The organism is Paenibacillus rhizoryzae, from assembly GCF_059686995.1.
Map to the genome: position 1 here is coordinate 107837 of NZ_JCAALT010000010.1, position 18032 is coordinate 125868.

The window sequence follows — 18032 nt, forward strand, 5'->3', positions numbered from 1 at the left end:
GCGTTATTTAGCCGAAATTCGGAGCTTCGAGAATCTAACGAACCGTAGAGGCGTTATACGGGACTATTCGGTTCCCAAACATCCAAAAACCACAAAATAGAGCCCCTACGGTTCGTTAGCATTATTTCGGGGCTATAAATGGGCAAATAAGCCCCGTACGGTTCGTTAGAACTTTCCGCAGAAATCTAACGAACCGCAGAGGTGTTATTTGCTCGAAATTCGGAGCTGCGAAAATCTAACGAACCGCAGCGGCGGATCTTGTCGAAACGAATATAGACTTGTCATCCACCTGCTCCGCAAATAGCAGCAATTTACAGTAATAGTTGGAATGGAAATAACATCTGCATTATTTCTATTTATTGTTATATCGCATTGTACTCATACTGGAAATTGTGTCCAATGAATGAACGACTCTCCAAGATCCGGCTCGTACATGATGCTGGCTCCATCAGTATGGTGTATAGCAATAATGTACCCATTCGGCGCGGTCCCAGTTGAAGTTAAACCTGACATGACGAAAATGCGGGTTCCACTCAAATGTATAATTTCTACCTGAAAATTTTGTATAGCGATCCCAATCGCAGGCTACAAAGTTCAAAATAGATCAGTTATAATGAAATGGATGTTATTCAATATTATTTTCAAATATATGTATTTCATTTCCTTGCATATGCACAAATTAGTAGATTGGCTTGCCCCATTTACAAGTGGGAAAAAACTCTGCTATGCTAGTGAAAAACTGTCACCTAGACAGATCTTAGCCCAAAGGGTGAGGCAAAATGAAACCGGTTACTGTTTACGACATTGCCAGAGAAGCAAACGTTTCCGTCGCAACCGTCTCACGTGTCTTGAACAACACGGCGCCTGTAAAAGCATCAACTCGCGAACGTATCTTAGGTCTCATCCAGAAACACCAGTTCCAGCCTAACGCGCTTGCTCGCAGCCTGATCAAGAAGGAAACCGGCATGATCGGCATTATTTTGCCTGACATTACGAATCCGTTCTTTCCGGAAGTGCTGGCAGGTCTTGAGCAGGAAGCAAGAAATAACGGCTATACGTTCTTCCTCTGCGATACCGGTTCCTCCAACCAGGACATCAAAGCACAGTATCAGCGGGAATCCCAGTACTTGAATATCCTCATGGAGAAACAGGTTGACGGCATCATTATGATTGGCGGCCGGATTGACCTTGCTCGTTGCAGCAAGGAGATGGCGAAGGAAGTAGCGGAAGTGAATAAGCGTCTCCCTGTCGTGCTGATTAACGGGAATTTGCCAGGGGCGAAATTCCACCGCGTGATCATCGACGAAATTGCCGGCGGCATGCTTGCGACTGAGCATCTGATTGGGCTCGGTCACACGGATATTGCCTTTATCGGCGGTTACAAGCAGATGTCCAATACGTTGCAGCGCTTGGAAGGCTACACGAAAGCCATGCAGGAGGCTGGATTGCCTATTCGCGAGGATTGGATCATTACCGGCGGTTTCACCGTTGAGGCGGGCAAAGTGTTCATGAATGAGCTGCTTAGCGCGGAAGATGGAAAACGACCGACGGCTATTGTTTGCGCGAATGATCTATCTGCAATCGGTGCAATCAAATCAGCTGTTAAGCACGGTTTGCGTGTTCCCGAAGATATGTCGATCATTGGCTTCGACGATATTCCGCTTGCGGCTAACGTTATTCCGGAGCTGACTACGATTTCGCTCAAGTGTTTGGAGCTTGGCCGAACGGCTGCTCATATTCTCCATCAGCTCATCGGAAAGAACAGCATTGATACGCTGACCGTCCTTCAACCTGAGCTCGTTGTGCGTGAAAGCACGGCACCTTTGCGGGTAGGGATCAGCATTAGCGCGGCCGGTAACGTATCGTCGCAGGGGTGAAAAATCTTTCGAAAAAATAGTATTGACAGCGCTATCATTTTGAATGTACACTTCAAATCAAGATGACCCTCTAGCAAGGGTTTAATTTTAACCCAGGTATGAAATGGGTTTCATAAAACCCGCACAATCGTATAATCCCGGCATGATGCAAACGCATGTAGTCACCCGAAATACACTTACAAACGGTATCTGTGATGTTGTTCAAACTTCGCTCAAACCCGCAACGTTAAAGTGTATTTTTATTTTAACAGCGAATGAAATGGGTTTCATAAAAAAGGGTCATTGGTCACCTCAGGGAGGATCGAACGCATGAATATGGACATGAAAACGAGTTCCGCTTTACAGCTTTCGTCTTCCGCATTGCGCATCGGCGGTCAAGCCGAAATTATCCTGTGCGCATCGCTCTTCTACTTCCGCAATCCTCGGGCTCATTGGCGCGAACGTTTGGAACAGGTGAAGGCTTTCGGGTACAACGCCATCGATGTTTACTTCCCTTGGAACTTTCACGAGCTGGAAGAAGGCAGCTGGGATTTCACCGGCGAGCGGGATGTAGAAGCATTCCTGCAGATGGCCGCTGAAGTTGGTCTCTGGGTAGTAGCAAGACCAGGGCCGTACATTTGCTCCGAATGGGACGGAGGCGCACTTCCCGCTTATCTATTCGCTAAACCGGATATCATCATCCGAAGCACAGACAGCACTTATATGCAGGCGGTAGAGAAATGGTTTGATCGCATTCTCCCACTTCTGGCCAAGTATGAACAACAGCGAGGCGGCTCCATCATCTGCGTGCAGCTTGAGAACGAGCTCGACTTCTACGACTGCCCTGATCCGAAAGGGTACATAACCGCCCTTCGAGACATGGCAGTAAGCCACGGCATACAGGTTCCGTTAATTGCTTGCGCAGGACAGGGCGGACTTTTCGAGGCTTCGGGCCTTGTAGAGGGCGTCGCGCCAACTTGCAACTTTTATCCGAACGACAAAGACCCCGAGTTTGAATACAAAGTAACTGCTTATGAACAGAGACTTTCTCAGCAGGACCTGCCGCTGCTCGTTACGGAGACAAACAGATCACATTTCCTGCTTCGTCGCTTGTTATCTTGCGGAGCGAAGCTGCTCGGTCCTTACCTTCAAGTTTCCGGAACAAACTTCGGCCTCACCAACGGTACGAACAACTGGGGGAACCCGCTGGCACTGATGACATCCGATTATGACTTCTACGGGATGATTTCGCCGGAAGGCCACATTCGCGAGGAAGCGTACGAAGGTCGCCTGATGCGCCGCGTACTTACCGCTTACGGCAGCTCACTTGCAGAAGCGCAATCCGCTCCTGCAGCGGACATCGTAACAGCTAGGCGGCTCGTCGATTCAGCTGATGCAGTTGCACCGGGGACACTGGTCCAGAGACAGCTGCGTCTCGCGCAAGGCGGACATCTCCTGTTTGTAGCCAATGTAGGCGAACAAGAGGAAGTCGTACAGCTTGAACTGCAAGATGCTGATGGAGGACGCTTAATTCCACAAGCTTCGAAGCTTCACACCGTTCCGGCAAGATGCGAGATGCTGCCGATCGGGATTCCGATGAGCGGCTGGGGAATCGAAGGCGTACTGCGCTATTCAACGGCAGAGCTGGCGGATGTATACCGCGAAGCCGGGAAGACGGTCATCGTGTTCCACAGTGAATACGAAGGTGAAATCGAGCTGAACTTGAAGCAGCCTGCAGCTCGCATCCAAGAGAATGGCATTGCAGCATCGGCGCACGGCGAAGAAGGTAATTATCTGTTCGTCTTCCAAGCGAAGGCCGGAACGATTGCTTCTTGCAGCTTAGAGCTGGCGGACGGCACGGAGCTTGAGCTGATCGGTTTGGCAAGAGAAGATGCATTGCTCATGAATGCCATCCAAGCCGGTGGAGAAATCACGATCGGCAGCCCAATTACTTATGATCTTACACCTCGCGAGACGAGTGTAAATTGGTCCTTGAAAGAAGTGAAGCCGCAAGCAAGTATGTCGGCGAATGCAGCGGTATCACTACCAGCAGCGGATTTCCTGGAGCATAGCGGCATTTACCGCGGTTATGCTTGGTACGAAGCTGAGAGCGGCGTTGATGAAGCTGAACAAGTTGTGCAAGGGCTTCTCGTTCAGAATGGCAGCGACATGATCTCGCTCTACTCAGGAGACAGCTACTTGGGAACGATTACGCCGGGCGGAGGCAGCCGATTTATTCGCAGCAACAGCAGCAATGTCGGCGACGCAGGAAGCAAGCTAACGGCTCGCGTGGAAATTTGGGGACATACCAACTTCGATGATCCTCGATTGCCGGCACTAAGCCTGGATTCGATGAAGGGATTAACCGGACTTGTCTCCATTACGGGTGTGAAGCCATTGTTGCATTGGCGCATGCTGCGGGTGAAAACGCGCACGCTGCAGCCGGAAGTGCTGGAACGTGATTATGATGATCAAGCTTGGGCGATTTGCAGCTTTGGCGGCTGGCTCTCGCCGGATCATCCATCCAGTGAGTATTACCGCAAAACCTTCAAGGCGGCAGAACATGCAGATACATGGACACTGCACTTCCAAGGCATTCAAGCATTGGCACAAGTATTCGTGAACGGCGCATCCGTCGGTACGGTACACCCGTTTGATCCTTATCTCAATATCTCAGCGCATGTCCAGCCGGGCGAAGAGGTGCAAGTCACCGTGTTCCTGGAACGCGTACTTGGATTAGGAGCCGGAGAGGTATTCGTCTACGAAGGAAACGCCGCTCGCAACTGGCAGCTGTCTGCTGTAGATGAAGCCGAATTGCTCGCACATGCGGAAGTCTCCGAGCAGGGCGCATCGACTGTCACGCTTCCGATCACAATGGAAGCGGGAAGCGTGTCTTGGCTGTACGGGACTTTGCCGGAAGCTAGCCGTGCTAATGGCTGGCGGGTTTATGTGAAAGGCAGCGGGATGAAAGCAACGGTTTATTTTGGCGGCGTAATTGTAGGGCGGTTATGGACAGCGGGCGGCAAATCGAGACCATCGATGAGCGGGGGCAGCCAGGATTCCTTCTTCCTCCCAGGGCCTTGGTTCACAGAAGGAGAGAATAAGCTCCTCATTCTGTTGGAAGCGGTTGAAGCCGGATCGACATCGCAGCTCGAGAGCTTAACCTTTGTACCTGCCGGCGTGCAGCTATAATGAATTTGAATTTGTTTAGAGGGGGGAGATTAGGATGAAAACGATCGCGCAGCCGGCAATAGCAGTGAAGTCGAATTCACAAACACTGCAAACGCGCAGAAAGAGGCTATGGAACAATCGTACGCTCATTCTGATGTGTGTGCCCGCAATTCTGTTCTTCGCAATATTTGCTTATCTGCCAATGCCGGGCTTGTACCTCGCCTTCATTAGATACAACTATACGGACGGTATTTTCAAAAGCGCATTTATCGGGATGGATAACTTCCGGTTCCTCGTGATGACAGGCGATCTGTGGCGATTGACCACCAATACGATTTTGTACAATCTGGCCTTCATCATACTAGGCAATTTCCTGCAAATCTTCATCGCCATTCTACTGAATGAGCTGCGCAAGAAATGGTTCAAAAAGGTATCGCAAACGATTATGTTCCTGCCATTCTTCATCTCATTCGTTATTATTGGCCTCATTGCCTACAACATCCTAAGCTACGATTACGGGATGTTGAACAGCATCTTGAGATCCGTAGGCGCGGATCCGGTCAAAACCTACTCCAATCCGCATGTTTGGCCGTTCATCATCATCATCACTTACCTCTGGCAGTCGACCGGGTATGGGTCCATCGTTTATTTCGCCGCTATCATGGGGCTGGATTCCGAAATCGTGGAAGCGTCCGAAATTGACGGGGCCAATGCACTGCAGCGTATTAGCTACATCGTATTGCCGTGGCTTAAGCCAACCTTTATCATTTTGCTGCTATTCTCGCTTGGTGGCGTGCTTCGAGGGAACTTCGGCTTGTTCTACAACCTTGTCGGCGCGAATAATACTTCGCTCTATGCGACAACGGATATTATCGAAACGTATGTATTCCGCTCCCTGATGAACAATTTCAACTTCTCCATGGGCAGCGCAGTAAGCTTGTATCAGTCGGTATTCGGTTTCGTCGTCGTCCTCACAGCGAATTGGCTCGTGAAGAAGACATCGCCGGATAACTCATTGTTCTAGGAGGGACTCGCATGGAAGTGGTCCAAAAGCGCATTCGGACGGATGGGACGTCCTTAATGGTTCGAGGTTTCGGTTATGTATTCATCGGCTTGTTCGCGCTCTGCTGCCTGGTCCCGTTTCTTGTCGTACTGGGAACTTCGTTTACGAATGAAGCTTCCATAGCGAAACATGGCTTTAATATATGGCCTCGGGAATTTACTTTGTTTGCTTACAAAATCGTCTTCGAGAATCCGGACCTGATCATCGGTTCCTATGCCGTGACGATTGGCCTTACGATCGTGGGTACCATTGCAGGATTGTTCTTGGTTGCGATGACCGGATATGCGCTTCAGCGGCCGGATTTCGAGCAGCGGAATTCCATTTCGTTCTTCATCTATTTCACAACGCTGTTCTCCGGCGGTCTCGTTCCTTTCTATCTGCTCATCAAACAATACTTAAGCTTAGGTGATAATTACCTAGCCGTCTTGCTGCCGGGATTAATGAGTCCGTTCCTCATCATTATGATGAAGAGCTTCACGAGGTCGATCCCGCATGCGATTACGGAATCCGCTAAGATTGATGGTGCAGGCGATTTTACAATCTTCATGCGACTCATTCTGCCGATGACAACACCGGCGCTCGCTACGATCGGTTTGTTTATCGCACTGGGTTTTTGGAACGAGTGGTATAACGCGATGCTGTTCCTGTCACCGGATATGAAATATCGTCCGCTGCAGTTGTTCCTCTATAACGTCATTACAAGCGCCGACTTCATTCGAAACTCATCTGCCTCTTCGAACGTTCCGCTGCGGGATATGCCGCTGGAATCGATGAAGATGGCGACAGCGGTCGTCGCAACTGGTCCGGTTATCCTGTTCTACCCGTTCGTGCAGCGCTATTTCATTCAAGGGATTACAGTTGGAGCAGTAAAGGGGTAACAGGTAACGGGTATGTGAGGGAATGTTTAACGTCCCTCTTGCCATAGCCGCTCGAAAGCGCTTACGTGACGTGAGAGCGGAGCAAATCCAGTTTTATCAAAAATAGGGAGGCTACAAAGAAATGGGAAACTTGAAGCGGGTATCCACCATCGTACTCATGCTCATCCTAGTTTTCAGTATCGCGGCTTGCGGCAACAACAGTAATAACAACACGAAAACCAGTAACACGAGCGATACCGGTAATTCCTCTAGTGATACCTCCGGCAACGCATCAACCAATGAAAGCGCAGATGTAAGCAAGATTGATACCAGCGAATTCGAAACCATTTCGTATGTCGTGCTCGGCGATAAACCGAAGAACGGCCAACTTGACAAAGTAATGGAAAAAGTAAATGCGATCATGAAAGAAAAAATCAATGCGAAGCTCGAGTTTAAATGGGTGGAGTGGGCAGACTGGCAAACCAAATACAACCTGCTGCTTGCTTCCGGCGAACCGATTGACTTGATCACCATCGGTACGGACTGGCTCGATACATGGGGAAATGCACAACGCGGAGCGTTCCTCCCGCTGAACGATTTGCTGGAGAAATACGCACCGCAAACCTTCTCTGAAATTCCGCAAGAGGATTGGGATCAAAGTAAACTGAAGGATGATATCATCCTAATTCCGGAAGATCACTACACGCAATGGGTTAACCATGGTATGTTCTACCGCGGCGACTGGGCCAAAGAATTTGGCATCACGGAGCCGATTAAAGACTTCGAAACACTCGGCAAGTACTTCCAAGGCGTGAAAGACAAGAAAGAAGGCGTTGTCCCTTACGATGTAAACGGCGGCACAAGCACGTTCTATAACGGTTTTGCTACAACATACACAGATAATATTGAGCTGCCGATTTCCACCGGTTATGCGAACGTTTACTATGCGAAATCCTACGACGATCGCTACACAGTTGACAGCCCGATCTTCAACGATGATTTCATTACATTCGCAGGCATGATGAAAGACTGGGCAGATAAAGGCTACTGGCGTGAAGATGTTCTTAACTATAAAGGGGATACTCGTGCAGCGCTCAAGGCTGGTCTGAGCGGCGCTGATTCCCACCATACGAATACGTACAAAGGTCTTCGTGTTGAAATGGATAAAGCACAGCCGGGCTCGGAACTGCAAATGTTCTCGTACTCCGATACGCGCAATAACTTGATCTCCATGCCAATTACGCATGGCGGTACGTCGGTTGGCGCGCACAGCAAACACCCAGAGCGTGCGCTGATGGCGTATGAACTGATCCGTCAAGACAAAGAAGTGTACCAACTGATCAACTACGGCCTTGAAGGCGTGCAGTATGAAATCAAAGACGGCAAACGCTACCGTCCAGCTGCTTACGACGAAGCGAAAGACGGCTTCTACACAGACTTCTGGGGCGGCCGCGTCGACAAATTCGAAATTCCTTCCGACACAGATTGGAGCGGTATTGGCGATGTGTATGCGAAATACGATGCCATCAAAAAACCATTCCCTTACGGCAAATTCGTATTCGACAAAACAAGCGTAGATCCTGAGATGACTGCGATCTCCCAAGTAATCGGCGAGCAGCTTCCGGCGATTCTGTTCGGTAAAGCAGGCGACCCTGCTGCTGCAGTTAACGCACTTCGCGACAAACTGAAAGCTGCCGGCTATGACAAAGTGAAAGATGAAATCCAAAAACAACTGGATGCTTACAAAACACTAATTGAAGGTTAATGCTTAATGAGAATCAGCCTGCAGAGTTCGCTCTGCTCGGCTGATTTTTTTTCGTTCTCAGCCGTGTTAAGACAGCGTGGAATTACGGTTGTTAGCTTTTTTTATAGGGTGTGCTATATTTGGGCTAATTGCGTCGTCTTAACAGATGAAGGAGGCGAATACATGGTAAACCACAATAGACCGGAACGGTTTCAAGCGTTGTTCCGGGAACATTATCCCGCCGTGCTGCGGAAAATTATTTCTCTAATCGGAGATCGCGCAGCGGCGGAGGATTTGACCCAGGAAGTGTTCCTGCGTCTTTACCGAAATCCACCGGAAGATCTTGACCGCACCGGAGCATGGCTGCACCGGGTGTTAACCCGTATCGTATATGACCATTACCGCAAGTCCGGCAGACAACAGAATCTGACGGAGAAACAAATGAACGAAGCGTTAACGGAGGAGCAGAACCACCCTTCTAATGATGCGGCTGTTATTCAGAACTGGGAACGCGATGTCGTCCGAAATGTGCTGAATAAATTATCCGAGCGGGACCGGCAGGCGCTGCTGCTCAAAGAAAAAGGCTACACGCATGCTGAAATCGCAGAGGCGCTGCAGGTGAATCCCAAGATTGTCGGGACGCTGCTCATGCGCGCTGCCAGTCGGTTTAAGAAGAATATGAGTGCCGAGGAGGTTATGGAGCAATGAAAAATAAGCGATTGAGTCATACAGATACGCAAGAGCTCAGCATTAGCGATGCTGAAATCGAGAACGCGCTCGACCGGTTGTTTGAGGTAGTAAAGGACGAAGAGGTACCTGCGGTCTGGATGCAGGAAGCGCAGGAAACTAAACCGGCGGCGCAAGCCGAACAACAGGCTAGCGAGCAGCAGCCGATTGAGGGGATTGCCCTGGTGTCGGAACAGAAGCCGCAAACACCTCTGCGTTTGGCTGCTATTAATGAAGGAACACGTAAGAAGAAGTCGCTTTGGCTGAAGAAAAGATGGATCTCCGGCGCTACGGCCGCGGTGCTCGCGAGCATGCTGCTGTTCACTTCTTGGGGGCAAGGCGTGATGGCGGCAATGCTCAGCACATTCCGCGTCCAGCACTTTGAAACCATTGAGATCAGCCAATCCGATTTGAATGCTTTCCAGAGAGCGCTGCAGGACGGAACAGTCGGCTCACGGGAGCTGGATTTGAATCGGTATGGTGACATTCAGCAGCAAGGCGGCGGTCAGCAGCGCGAGGTTGATCAGGCAGAAGCAGCCAAGCTGGCGGGGAGCCATTCGCTGAAACAGCTCTCCGGTGAGGGGAATATCGTTATGAGATATATGCCGGAGCAGCAAATCACCTTCAATTTGCATCCGAAGGAGATCAATAAACTACTCGCCATGTTCGGCGGAAAAACCGAATTCCCGGACTCCGTCGAGAACTCCCCGATCGTGCTTAAGATGCCGGGTACTTTTATGACGAAACAGGTCACGCAGGAGGGGCAGACGGCCAAACAGCTGATTCAGATGCCGGCACCTTCCCTTGAGGTATCCGATGATATCGATGTGGAGCAAATTCGGCAGGCTGTGCTTGATTTGCCTGTCATTCCCGAAGACATGCGGGCGAAGCTGGCTGGTATCGGAGATTGGCGTCATACGCTTCCAATCCCGTCGACCTCTACAGACAACATCCATACGACAAAGGTGGATGGCAATGATGCGATTGTATCGGTATCGGTCAACGGGCGTTCGATCATTTGGCTGCAGAATGACTGGGTTTATCAGCTGAGCGGCTCGATGCAAGAGTTCCCAACGGAAGAGGCCATTTTGGATGAAGCAAGAGGAATTATGAAATGACCATATTGCAAACGAATGGGCTGACTAAGACTTATGCATCCGGTGCGGGCTGTACCGATATTTCCCTGGAAATAGAGCGGGGACAAATATTCGGCCTGCTTGGGCCAAACGGAGCAGGCAAGAGCACTTTTGTGAAGATGGTTGTCGGCTTGCTTCGTCCGGATTCCGGCAGCGGAACCCTCTTCGGCATGCCGATCGGCCATCCGGAGTCGAGGCGCAAGGTTGGTTATTTGCCTGAGCTGTTTCGCTTCCAAGAGTGGTTAACGGGGGAGGAAGTGCTGCGTTATCATGCCGGATTAAGCGGCATTTCTCGCTCGGAGTCGAAGACGGTCGATTTTACGGCACGTATCAAGGAAGTGCTGCGCATCAGCGGTCTCCATGAGCGCGGTTTGAATCGTGTGCGGCACTACTCGAAGGGGATGCAGCAGCGCCTCGGCATTGCATGCGCGCTGTTAATGGACCCGGAATTGATTATTTTGGATGAGCCTTCTTCGGCACTTGATCCCATTGGACGTTATGAGGTTCGAGTGCTGCTGGAGCGGCTTCGTTCGGAAGGAAAGACCGTGTTCCTGAATACGCATTTACTTGAAGATGTCGAAGCCGTGTGTGATGAGGTAGCTTTCCTTCATCATGGGAAGCTGCGTGCGGTTGGGCCGATGCGTGAGCTTCTTCGGAGCGGTTTGAGCTGGCGGATTATCGTTTCCGGCTGGCTGCCGGAGCTTCAGCAGGTACTCACGGGACAACTGCTGCCAGGGATGTCCTTTGCAATTGCAAAACAAGAAAACGATGGAAGTGCTGTTCTTCAGGTGACTGCAAGGGGCCATGAGCAGATTGGCTACATGAACCGTTTGTTGATGGAAGAGGGCGTAACCGTCTATGAGATCCGGCCTGTTCAAGAGAAGCTGGAGGATTGGTTTCTCGCGATGTCGGGAGAGAATCGCGGCAGCGGCACTGGCACCGGTGAAGGAGGCGCACGTCTATGATTTGGGTCTCTTATGCGGGTAAGGAACTGTTTCGCAAGAAAATATGGATGGTCAGCTTTGTGCTTACCGCGTTGTTTGTCGGTTTGTTCTGTTATGGGTTATCCCAGATCGCAGCGCATACCCAAGGGGAGCTCGTTCCGGCACAGGCGTTAATGAACGGGTTGTCGTTTCTTACGCTGGGACTGATCTTCTCGCAGATGATTATCGCGTTCCTTGTCTTGTTCTCCACGATGGGGGTCATCTCGGGGGAAGTGGAAAGCGGATTAATGCTGGCCGTCTTAGCACGTCCTATTCCCAGGTGGAAGGTGTATCTCGGCAGATATGCAGGCATTGCAAGCTGGCTCGTTGCGTACAGCGCCATTTTATTTGTAGCCATATTGCTTCCTGTTCATTATTGGCTCGACTATCCGCTTGATCCGCCGTCTGTCATGAAAGCACTGCTGTTCTTCATTTGGGCGCCGCTGCTGCTGCTTGCCGTTACGTTGATCGGCTCGATTTATTTACCGATGCTCGGCAATGGGGTAGCGTGCGCGATGCTGTATGGCCTAGCTTTATTCAGCGGCTTCGCTGAGAACTTGTATGCCATCGGAGGCACCGGCGGCAACGAAACGGCCAGCCAGCTGTCGCTGTTTATCTCGCTGCTGATGCCTTCCAACGCGATGCTGCGGCGAGTGACCTATGAGCTGTTCAATGGACTGGATCTACCGGTGACCACGGATATGATCCAGTCGCTCGGACCTTTCTCTGCCATCAATGTGCCGAGTGCAGCTTTTATCGGCTATACCGTCATTTATTTAATCGTCTTGCTCGGACTGGGCTGTGCGGCTTTCCGGCGCAAGGACATTGCTTAAACAATAAAAGGAGTGTTACTTGAAATGAATCAGCCAATCCTGCAGGTCCGCGGACTCTGCAAACATTATAAAGGGGTTAAAGCCGTGAACGGCATTGATATGACGTTAATGCCCGGCGATATCTACGGCTTCCTCGGACAGAACGGGGCTGGTAAAACGACGGCGATCCGTATGATGATGGGACTCATTCAGCCGACGGCGGGATCTGTAGAGCTGCTTGGGGAACGAATCGGGAAGGGCCGCAATGCTGTACTCCGCAAAGTAGGCTCCGTTATTGAATATCCTGGCTTTTATCCGAACTTAACGGCGATTCAGAACCTGGACATTCATCGCAAAATGATGGGGGTTCGCGGACAAGATTCGATGGAGGACGCGCTCCGTACAACAGGTTTATGGGAAGCCAGAAACCGCAGGGCGGCAGACTTCTCCTTGGGTATGAAGCAGCGTCTGGGCATTGCGAGAGCGATTCTTCACAGCCCGGAGATGCTCATACTGGATGAACCGACCAATGGACTTGATCCGATGGGAATCAAGGAAATTCGGTTGTTGATCCAGGAGCTCGCGCAGAAACGGAAAATTACGATTCTCGTCTCCAGCCATATTCTAAGCGAGGTGGAGCAGCTGGCGACGAAGGTCGGCATCATCCATCGCGGCGTCATGCTGGAAGAAACGACGATGCACGCTCTTAAGGAGCGCAATCGCCACTATATTAGTCTGCAGGTGGATCAACAGGCAAAATCAAGGGAGCTGTTAGTTTCGGAGATGGGCATTCGCGATTGCCGAGTCGATGAGGACGGCTGGCTGCGTGTTTATGATGAAGGATTGATGCCGGGCGAGATGAATCGGCTACTTGTGAAAGAAGGCATTCTTGTGAACAGCCTTTCCGCCATGAAGGATTCGCTCGAAGACTACTTCGTGCGACTTGTGGAAGGAGGTGCCGCCCGTGCTTAATCTCATTGCCTGTGAATGGCTCAAATGGCGTAATTCCCGCATGCTTTGGCTGATTTTGCTTGGCGCGCTGCTTCCCGGGGCTCTTGTGTTCTTCATTCAATTGAACAACTCGGAATCCTTTGATTGGGCGCATTTGTTTGATTATAATTTAGTGATTTTGACGATGCTGATGTGCCCGGCCTTATTTGCTTTGTTAGCTGGTTATTTATTCGCAAGGGAGTTCCAAGAGCGCACCGTGAATAATCTATTGACTGGGCCTCATTCGCGCAATCAAGTGCTTGCCGCGAAATTTATCATTGCCATTCCGGTACTGTTGTCGGTAATCCTGTTAGCTTTCCTGATTACTTTCGGTACAGGCTTCTTGTTTACAAGCGAAATGCCGACTTTAGCTGTATTTGGTAAAGTAGCCGGGAAATATGGACTGCTCTTCATCTTGCAATACGCCCTAGTGCCAATTGCGGCAGCAGTAGCTCTTATGTGGCGCAGTTATATTCCGGCGATGGGCCTTGGCGTGTTTGCCGTCGTTTCGGAGCTCACCATCATGCAGTCCAGATTCATTATGTATTATCCATGGAGCGTACCGCTGAATCTGGTTACCAACATGTCGCCTGCTCATAACACGGCTTCAATCGGAGTGACGACGATGCTGATCGCCTTCTTCGTTCCGCTCCTCTTCATTGGTTTGTATTTCCGTAGAGCGGATGTGCACAGCGGATAGATACGGATCGAAATGTGATTGTTATACCCTTAAGCCTGGCAGTGACTACACTGCCAGGCTATTTGTTGTAGAGTGGAATTTTGTTTGAAGTCTCGTATTCGCGATAAGCCTGGGGAGACATGCCGGCATATTTGCTGAACATTCGGGAGAAGTAGTGAACGGAATTGAAATGGTATTTGTCCGCGATCTGCATAACGCTCAAATTGGAGGAGCGCAGATCTTCCCTGGCTCTGTTGATGCGGAATTGATTGATGTACTGAATCGGTGATAACCCCGTTGTTTTCTTGAACAGCTCGAAGAAATAACCGCGGCTTACGCCAAGCGATTCCGAATAGTTGTCCAAATCAATTTCATGGCCATTGATTAAATCCACCTCAATGCGTTCAAGCAGTCTGCCGATCCGGGGGTCCGGGATATGTCTCTCTTGAAGCGAGTAGGTTAAGAAATGATTGATAAATACAGCAAAATGGCTTTGGGCAGCCATGCTCCGCAGAAAGGTTCGCTCCGTCGTATGCTCGCTCGAAATAAAACTTCTCTGCAGCAGGTCAGTCCAGTTGAGCAGTGAAGTACTGATCGTAGAGATTTCGGGCAACGGGTAAGGAAAAGGTTCACCTACCAGCTCGGTTCGAAGTTGGGCGTAGTCGTAGCATAGCGGGGCGGCGTGATGCTTGAACACTTCGGTTCTGTCTACATAGTACCAATCGAAATAGCAGCACACATGCACCAGAGGGTCGGAGGCGTCAGCGATCCAATCATGCGGCTGTCCGGCCTCCATGTAGACCATCATGCCCGGCAGCGCTTCGTGTTGCTCGCCGCGCAAGCCGAAGATGCCCTTCCCTTCGGTCACGATATAGATGGAGCTTGAATAGACATAACGGTTATAGCTGGTCTGTCCGCGATAGAAGGCATATTTGGTCGCGTAATAGACATAGGGATGGAACTTGGAAAAATCCATGGCAGCAATCTCCTTTAACGCGTTTGGCTGAAAAATACCTGACTATTGTGCAACTGGATGACTGTATGCTAAATACAAAATCCACCTTCTCGTTTACATTAAATATAACACATTAACTGACGAATGAAGGGGCTGCATTTTAGTGCTTAATGAAATGAATTTGCTAAGCGACGAGCAGATGATCTCATTTATAACCAACGGATTCGTGGTTTTACACAATGAATTGCCGTCTGAACTGCATCAAAGCGTCATGAAACAAATTGATTATGTCCTGCAAAATGAAGGCAACCCGGGCAATAATATTTTGCCGCGTGTGCCTGACATCCAGCGTTTCTTCGATACGCCGACGGTTAAAGGGGCTCTGACAAGCGTCCTCGGACCTGACTATTATATGCACCCCCACCGGCACATGCACTACAATCAACCGGGGAATCAAGCGCCGGGCGGAGGGCAGTGGCATAAGGACGGCTTCTGGTCTTCGATGCGCAGCCATCGTCCATGGTGGGTCATGATGTTCTACTACACGCAGGACATTACCGAAGAGATGGGACCGACGGCGATTATGCCGGGTTCCCAGTACAACGAGAAGCTTCCGGGTGAAGGGCTGGTTTTACCTACAGGCAAAGCGGGAACGATTGCCTTAGTCCATTTTGATATCTGGCATAAAGCATCGCTGAACACTTCGAATCTCGATCGTTACATGCTGAAATTCCAATTCGTTCGTCTGCGGGAGCCGGTATCGCCGAGCTGGAATCATACGAATGGTACGCCGGCGTTTCCGGTCGGCACACCGACAGCGCATCTTAACTTGTGGCATGATGCATGGAACTGGCTCCGAGGAGAGAAGACCTTTAAGCCTGTCATCACCGGTAACGAAGACGAGGTACAGGGTCTGATTGAAGAGCTGGCGAGCGAAGATGCGATTAGTCGCGGACGTGCTGCCGACAGGCTCGGCCTAATGGGCGAAGCGGCAGCAGTTGCGGCACCGAAGCTTGCATCGCTGATTCACGATACCGCTGAAGATGTGGCTTTAAACGCAGCCTATGCGCTGGGTCATATCGGATCGGCTGGCATGCAGCAATTGATCAGCACACTAAAGGATGGATCCAAATTAACGGTGCAGCGTGCGGCTTACGGACTTCAAGCAGCAGGGGCTGCGGCTGTGCAGAGTCTGATCGAAGTGCTTGAGCATGCAGAGGAGAACAGCAGAGCGCACGCCTCTTTTGTACTCGGCATGATCGGATTAGAGGCTGAATCGGCAGTGCCGGCATTAATAGCTGCACTCACGGACTCCAGCGAATGGGTTCGCCGTAACGCTGTAGAAGCGCTTGGGATGATTGGCGGTGCGGTTGAACTTACAATTCCGGCACTCGTTCGTGTATTGGAAGAAGCGGTCGAGCAGGAGCAATCGGAGAATGAGGCTGCAGGCAGCAATGGCTCTTATGTCTACAACCAGGAATATATCAAGAACAAAATCGGCTATACGGCAGCACTGTCCTTGCTTCGCATCGGGAAGTTCGGTGATCCGGATCTAGTTGTATCCGGCTTGCAGTCAGGATTGCTTAGTTCGGACCGCTATACACGCGCATATGCCTTCGAGGCGCTGACCGCCATTCGGACGGAGAAAGCCGTCGATGTGCTCATTTCTCAATATCGCGCGGCACGCTGGTGTCCGGATACGCACAAAGCAAGCACGTTTTAAGGAATCGATATTCTAATAATCGTCGCTACCGGGGGAGTGAGGGGCTTGTCTCCTTACCCTTTCAGAGTCGGCCATACAACCGGAGGGAATAATTGTGAAAATTGTTAGCGCGCAAAGCTTTATCCTTCATGTACCGATCACACCACCGATTACCGATGCAATCAACGTGGCGACTCATTGGGGCGTGACGGGCATCAAAATTCAAACGGATGAGGGCATTACGGGGTACGGTTACACGGGAACAACTGCGAAAGGCGACGAGATGATTGCGGACACGATCGATCGCTACTATGCTCCGGTGCTGATCGGTAAGGATCCGACGATGATCAAACAGATCTGGGACGAGCTGCGTTTTGGACCGATGCACTGGATTGGCCGGGCCGGTATTACGAATATGGCGCTGGCTGCCGTTGATATCGCGCTATGGGATATCGTATCCAAAGCAGCGAATCTGCCGCTCTGGAAATATCTCGGCGGTCATAAGCCGGAGAAAATCAAAGCCTACAATACGAACGGCGGCTGGCTCAACTGGAGCAAGGAACGTCTGCTTTCGGATATTGCCGGCATTGTGGATCAAGGATTCACGGCTGTGAAAATGAAGGTTGGCAAGCCGGATCCGCGCGAGGACTTTGATCGCGTGCAAGCGGTACGCAAAGCAATTGGCGATGATATCGGCTTGATGATCGATGTGAATCAACAGTGGAATATTACAACGGCGATGACGTGGGGCAAGAAGCTGGAGCAGTTTGATCTGATGTGGCTGGAAGAGCCGCTCAATCCGGACGATGTGGCCGGACACCGCAAATTGGCGGATGAATTGAATGTGCCGATTGCACTCGGCGAACATGTCTACAATAAATATGCGTTCCGTGACTACATCCACCAAGGCGCGGTTGAATACGTTCAAGTCGATGTGACACGGGTAGCAGGCATTACGGAATGGCTGCAGGTTGCAGGTCTCGCAGCAGCGTATGATTTGCCGATTTGCCCGCATGTTGGGGATATGGGCCAAATCCATCAGCATTTGGTCGCTTCCACGCAAAATGCGATTATGCTGGAGTACATCCCTTGGATTCGTCATATTTTTGAAGAACCGACTACTGTCGTTGACGGTTTCTACACGCTCCCTCAGCAGCCAGGTGCTTCGACGACGATTCTCCCTCGGTATTTTGACGAATATCGTATTCGCTAATTACAAGCTAGTCCGTAAACTGCGCCTTTCTTCGAAGGGGGGCCGGTTTGCGGGCTTTTATTCATTTATGGGAAACGCTCAAAAAAGAACGTTGACCGTCCGTGGAATCGGGGGTTATGCTAACCGATAGAAAAGCGGATTTTCG

At 50.6% G+C, this 18032-nt stretch carries 14 protein-coding genes; 13 read left to right on the forward strand and 1 reads right to left on the reverse strand.

Annotated features, from left to right (window positions below):
• Positions 1-779: 779 nt before the first annotated feature.
• The 11 genes from AC6ESO_RS25480 (at position 780) to AC6ESO_RS25530 (ending at position 14038) form a co-directional block, all read left to right on the forward strand.
• Positions 780-1877, forward strand: coding sequence for a LacI family DNA-binding transcriptional regulator (locus AC6ESO_RS25480; RefSeq protein WP_497093839.1), 1098 nt, complete (start codon positions 780-782; stop codon positions 1875-1877).
• 309 nt (positions 1878-2186) lie between these two features.
• Positions 2187-5048, forward strand: coding sequence for a beta-galactosidase (locus tag AC6ESO_RS25485; RefSeq protein ID WP_497093840.1), 2862 nt, complete (start codon positions 2187-2189; stop codon positions 5046-5048).
• Positions 5049-5082: 34 nt separating this feature from the next.
• A complete protein-coding gene (locus AC6ESO_RS25490; RefSeq protein WP_497093841.1) occupies positions 5083-6051 on the forward strand; it encodes an ABC transporter permease in 969 nt (322 codons plus the stop codon).
• Positions 6052-6062: 11 nt separating this feature from the next.
• The gene (locus AC6ESO_RS25495) at positions 6063-6968 is read left to right on the forward strand and encodes an ABC transporter permease subunit (protein WP_494822035.1); all 906 of its coding nucleotides are present in this window, start codon (positions 6063-6065) and stop codon (positions 6966-6968) included.
• Between the two features lie 121 nt (positions 6969-7089).
• A complete protein-coding gene (locus tag AC6ESO_RS25500) occupies positions 7090-8712 on the forward strand; it encodes an ABC transporter substrate-binding protein (RefSeq protein ID WP_497093842.1) in 1623 nt (540 codons plus the stop codon).
• Positions 8713-8874: 162 nt separating this feature from the next.
• The gene (locus AC6ESO_RS25505) at positions 8875-9399 is read left to right on the forward strand and encodes a sigma-70 family RNA polymerase sigma factor (RefSeq protein ID WP_497093843.1); all 525 of its coding nucleotides are present in this window, start codon (positions 8875-8877) and stop codon (positions 9397-9399) included.
• On the forward strand, positions 9396-10535 hold the full coding sequence (locus AC6ESO_RS25510) for a hypothetical protein (RefSeq protein WP_497093844.1): 1140 nt from the start codon (positions 9396-9398) through the stop codon (positions 10533-10535). The genes AC6ESO_RS25505 and AC6ESO_RS25510 overlap by 4 nt, the downstream gene beginning before the upstream one ends.
• A complete protein-coding gene (locus AC6ESO_RS25515; RefSeq protein WP_497093845.1) occupies positions 10532-11518 on the forward strand; it encodes an ABC transporter ATP-binding protein in 987 nt (328 codons plus the stop codon). The genes AC6ESO_RS25510 and AC6ESO_RS25515 overlap by 4 nt, the downstream gene beginning before the upstream one ends.
• A complete protein-coding gene (locus AC6ESO_RS25520) occupies positions 11515-12369 on the forward strand; it encodes an ABC transporter permease (protein ID WP_497093846.1) in 855 nt (284 codons plus the stop codon). The genes AC6ESO_RS25515 and AC6ESO_RS25520 overlap by 4 nt, the downstream gene beginning before the upstream one ends.
• 24 nt (positions 12370-12393) lie before the next feature.
• Positions 12394-13320 (forward strand): ABC transporter ATP-binding protein, encoded by a 927-nt coding sequence (locus AC6ESO_RS25525; RefSeq protein WP_497093847.1) that lies wholly within the window; start codon positions 12394-12396, stop codon positions 13318-13320.
• A complete protein-coding gene (locus tag AC6ESO_RS25530) occupies positions 13313-14038 on the forward strand; it encodes an ABC transporter permease (RefSeq protein WP_497093848.1) in 726 nt (241 codons plus the stop codon). Before AC6ESO_RS25525 ends, AC6ESO_RS25530 begins: the two co-directional genes overlap by 8 nt.
• Before the next feature lie 58 nt (positions 14039-14096).
• Here the strand turns inward: AC6ESO_RS25530 and AC6ESO_RS25535 are convergent, their stop codons facing one another.
• A complete protein-coding gene (locus tag AC6ESO_RS25535; RefSeq protein WP_497093849.1) occupies positions 14097-14993 on the reverse strand; it encodes a helix-turn-helix transcriptional regulator in 897 nt (298 codons plus the stop codon).
• 142 nt (positions 14994-15135) lie between these two features.
• Here AC6ESO_RS25535 and AC6ESO_RS25540 point away from each other — a divergent pair, with 142 nt between their 5' ends.
• A complete protein-coding gene (locus tag AC6ESO_RS25540) occupies positions 15136-16695 on the forward strand; it encodes a HEAT repeat domain-containing protein (protein ID WP_497093850.1) in 1560 nt (519 codons plus the stop codon).
• Between the two features lie 94 nt (positions 16696-16789).
• Positions 16790-17887 (forward strand): mandelate racemase/muconate lactonizing enzyme family protein, encoded by a 1098-nt coding sequence (locus AC6ESO_RS25545; protein WP_497093851.1) that lies wholly within the window; start codon positions 16790-16792, stop codon positions 17885-17887.
• Positions 17888-18032 lie beyond the last annotated feature (145 nt).

Bases quoted from the DNA above. Each gene is read 5' to 3' on its own strand.
- AC6ESO_RS25535 (WP_497093849.1), bottom strand. From the start codon at position 14,993: ATGGATTTTTCCAAGTTCCATCCCTATGTCTATTACGCGACCAAATAT.
- AC6ESO_RS25520 (WP_497093846.1), top strand. From the start codon at position 11,515: ATGATTTGGGTCTCTTATGCGGGTAAGGAACTGTTTCGCAAGAAAATA.
- AC6ESO_RS25525 (WP_497093847.1), top strand. From the start codon at position 12,394: ATGAATCAGCCAATCCTGCAGGTCCGCGGACTCTGCAAACATTATAAA.
- AC6ESO_RS25485 (WP_497093840.1), top strand. From the start codon at position 2,187: ATGAATATGGACATGAAAACGAGTTCCGCTTTACAGCTTTCGTCTTCC.
- AC6ESO_RS25495 (WP_494822035.1), top strand. From the start codon at position 6,063: ATGGAAGTGGTCCAAAAGCGCATTCGGACGGATGGGACGTCCTTAATG.
- AC6ESO_RS25490 (WP_497093841.1), top strand. From the start codon at position 5,083: ATGAAAACGATCGCGCAGCCGGCAATAGCAGTGAAGTCGAATTCACAA.
- AC6ESO_RS25515 (WP_497093845.1), top strand. From the start codon at position 10,532: ATGACCATATTGCAAACGAATGGGCTGACTAAGACTTATGCATCCGGT.
- AC6ESO_RS25500 (WP_497093842.1), top strand. From the start codon at position 7,090: ATGGGAAACTTGAAGCGGGTATCCACCATCGTACTCATGCTCATCCTA.
- AC6ESO_RS25480 (WP_497093839.1), top strand. From the start codon at position 780: ATGAAACCGGTTACTGTTTACGACATTGCCAGAGAAGCAAACGTTTCC.
- AC6ESO_RS25505 (WP_497093843.1), top strand. From the start codon at position 8,875: ATGGTAAACCACAATAGACCGGAACGGTTTCAAGCGTTGTTCCGGGAA.
- AC6ESO_RS25510 (WP_497093844.1), top strand. From the start codon at position 9,396: ATGAAAAATAAGCGATTGAGTCATACAGATACGCAAGAGCTCAGCATT.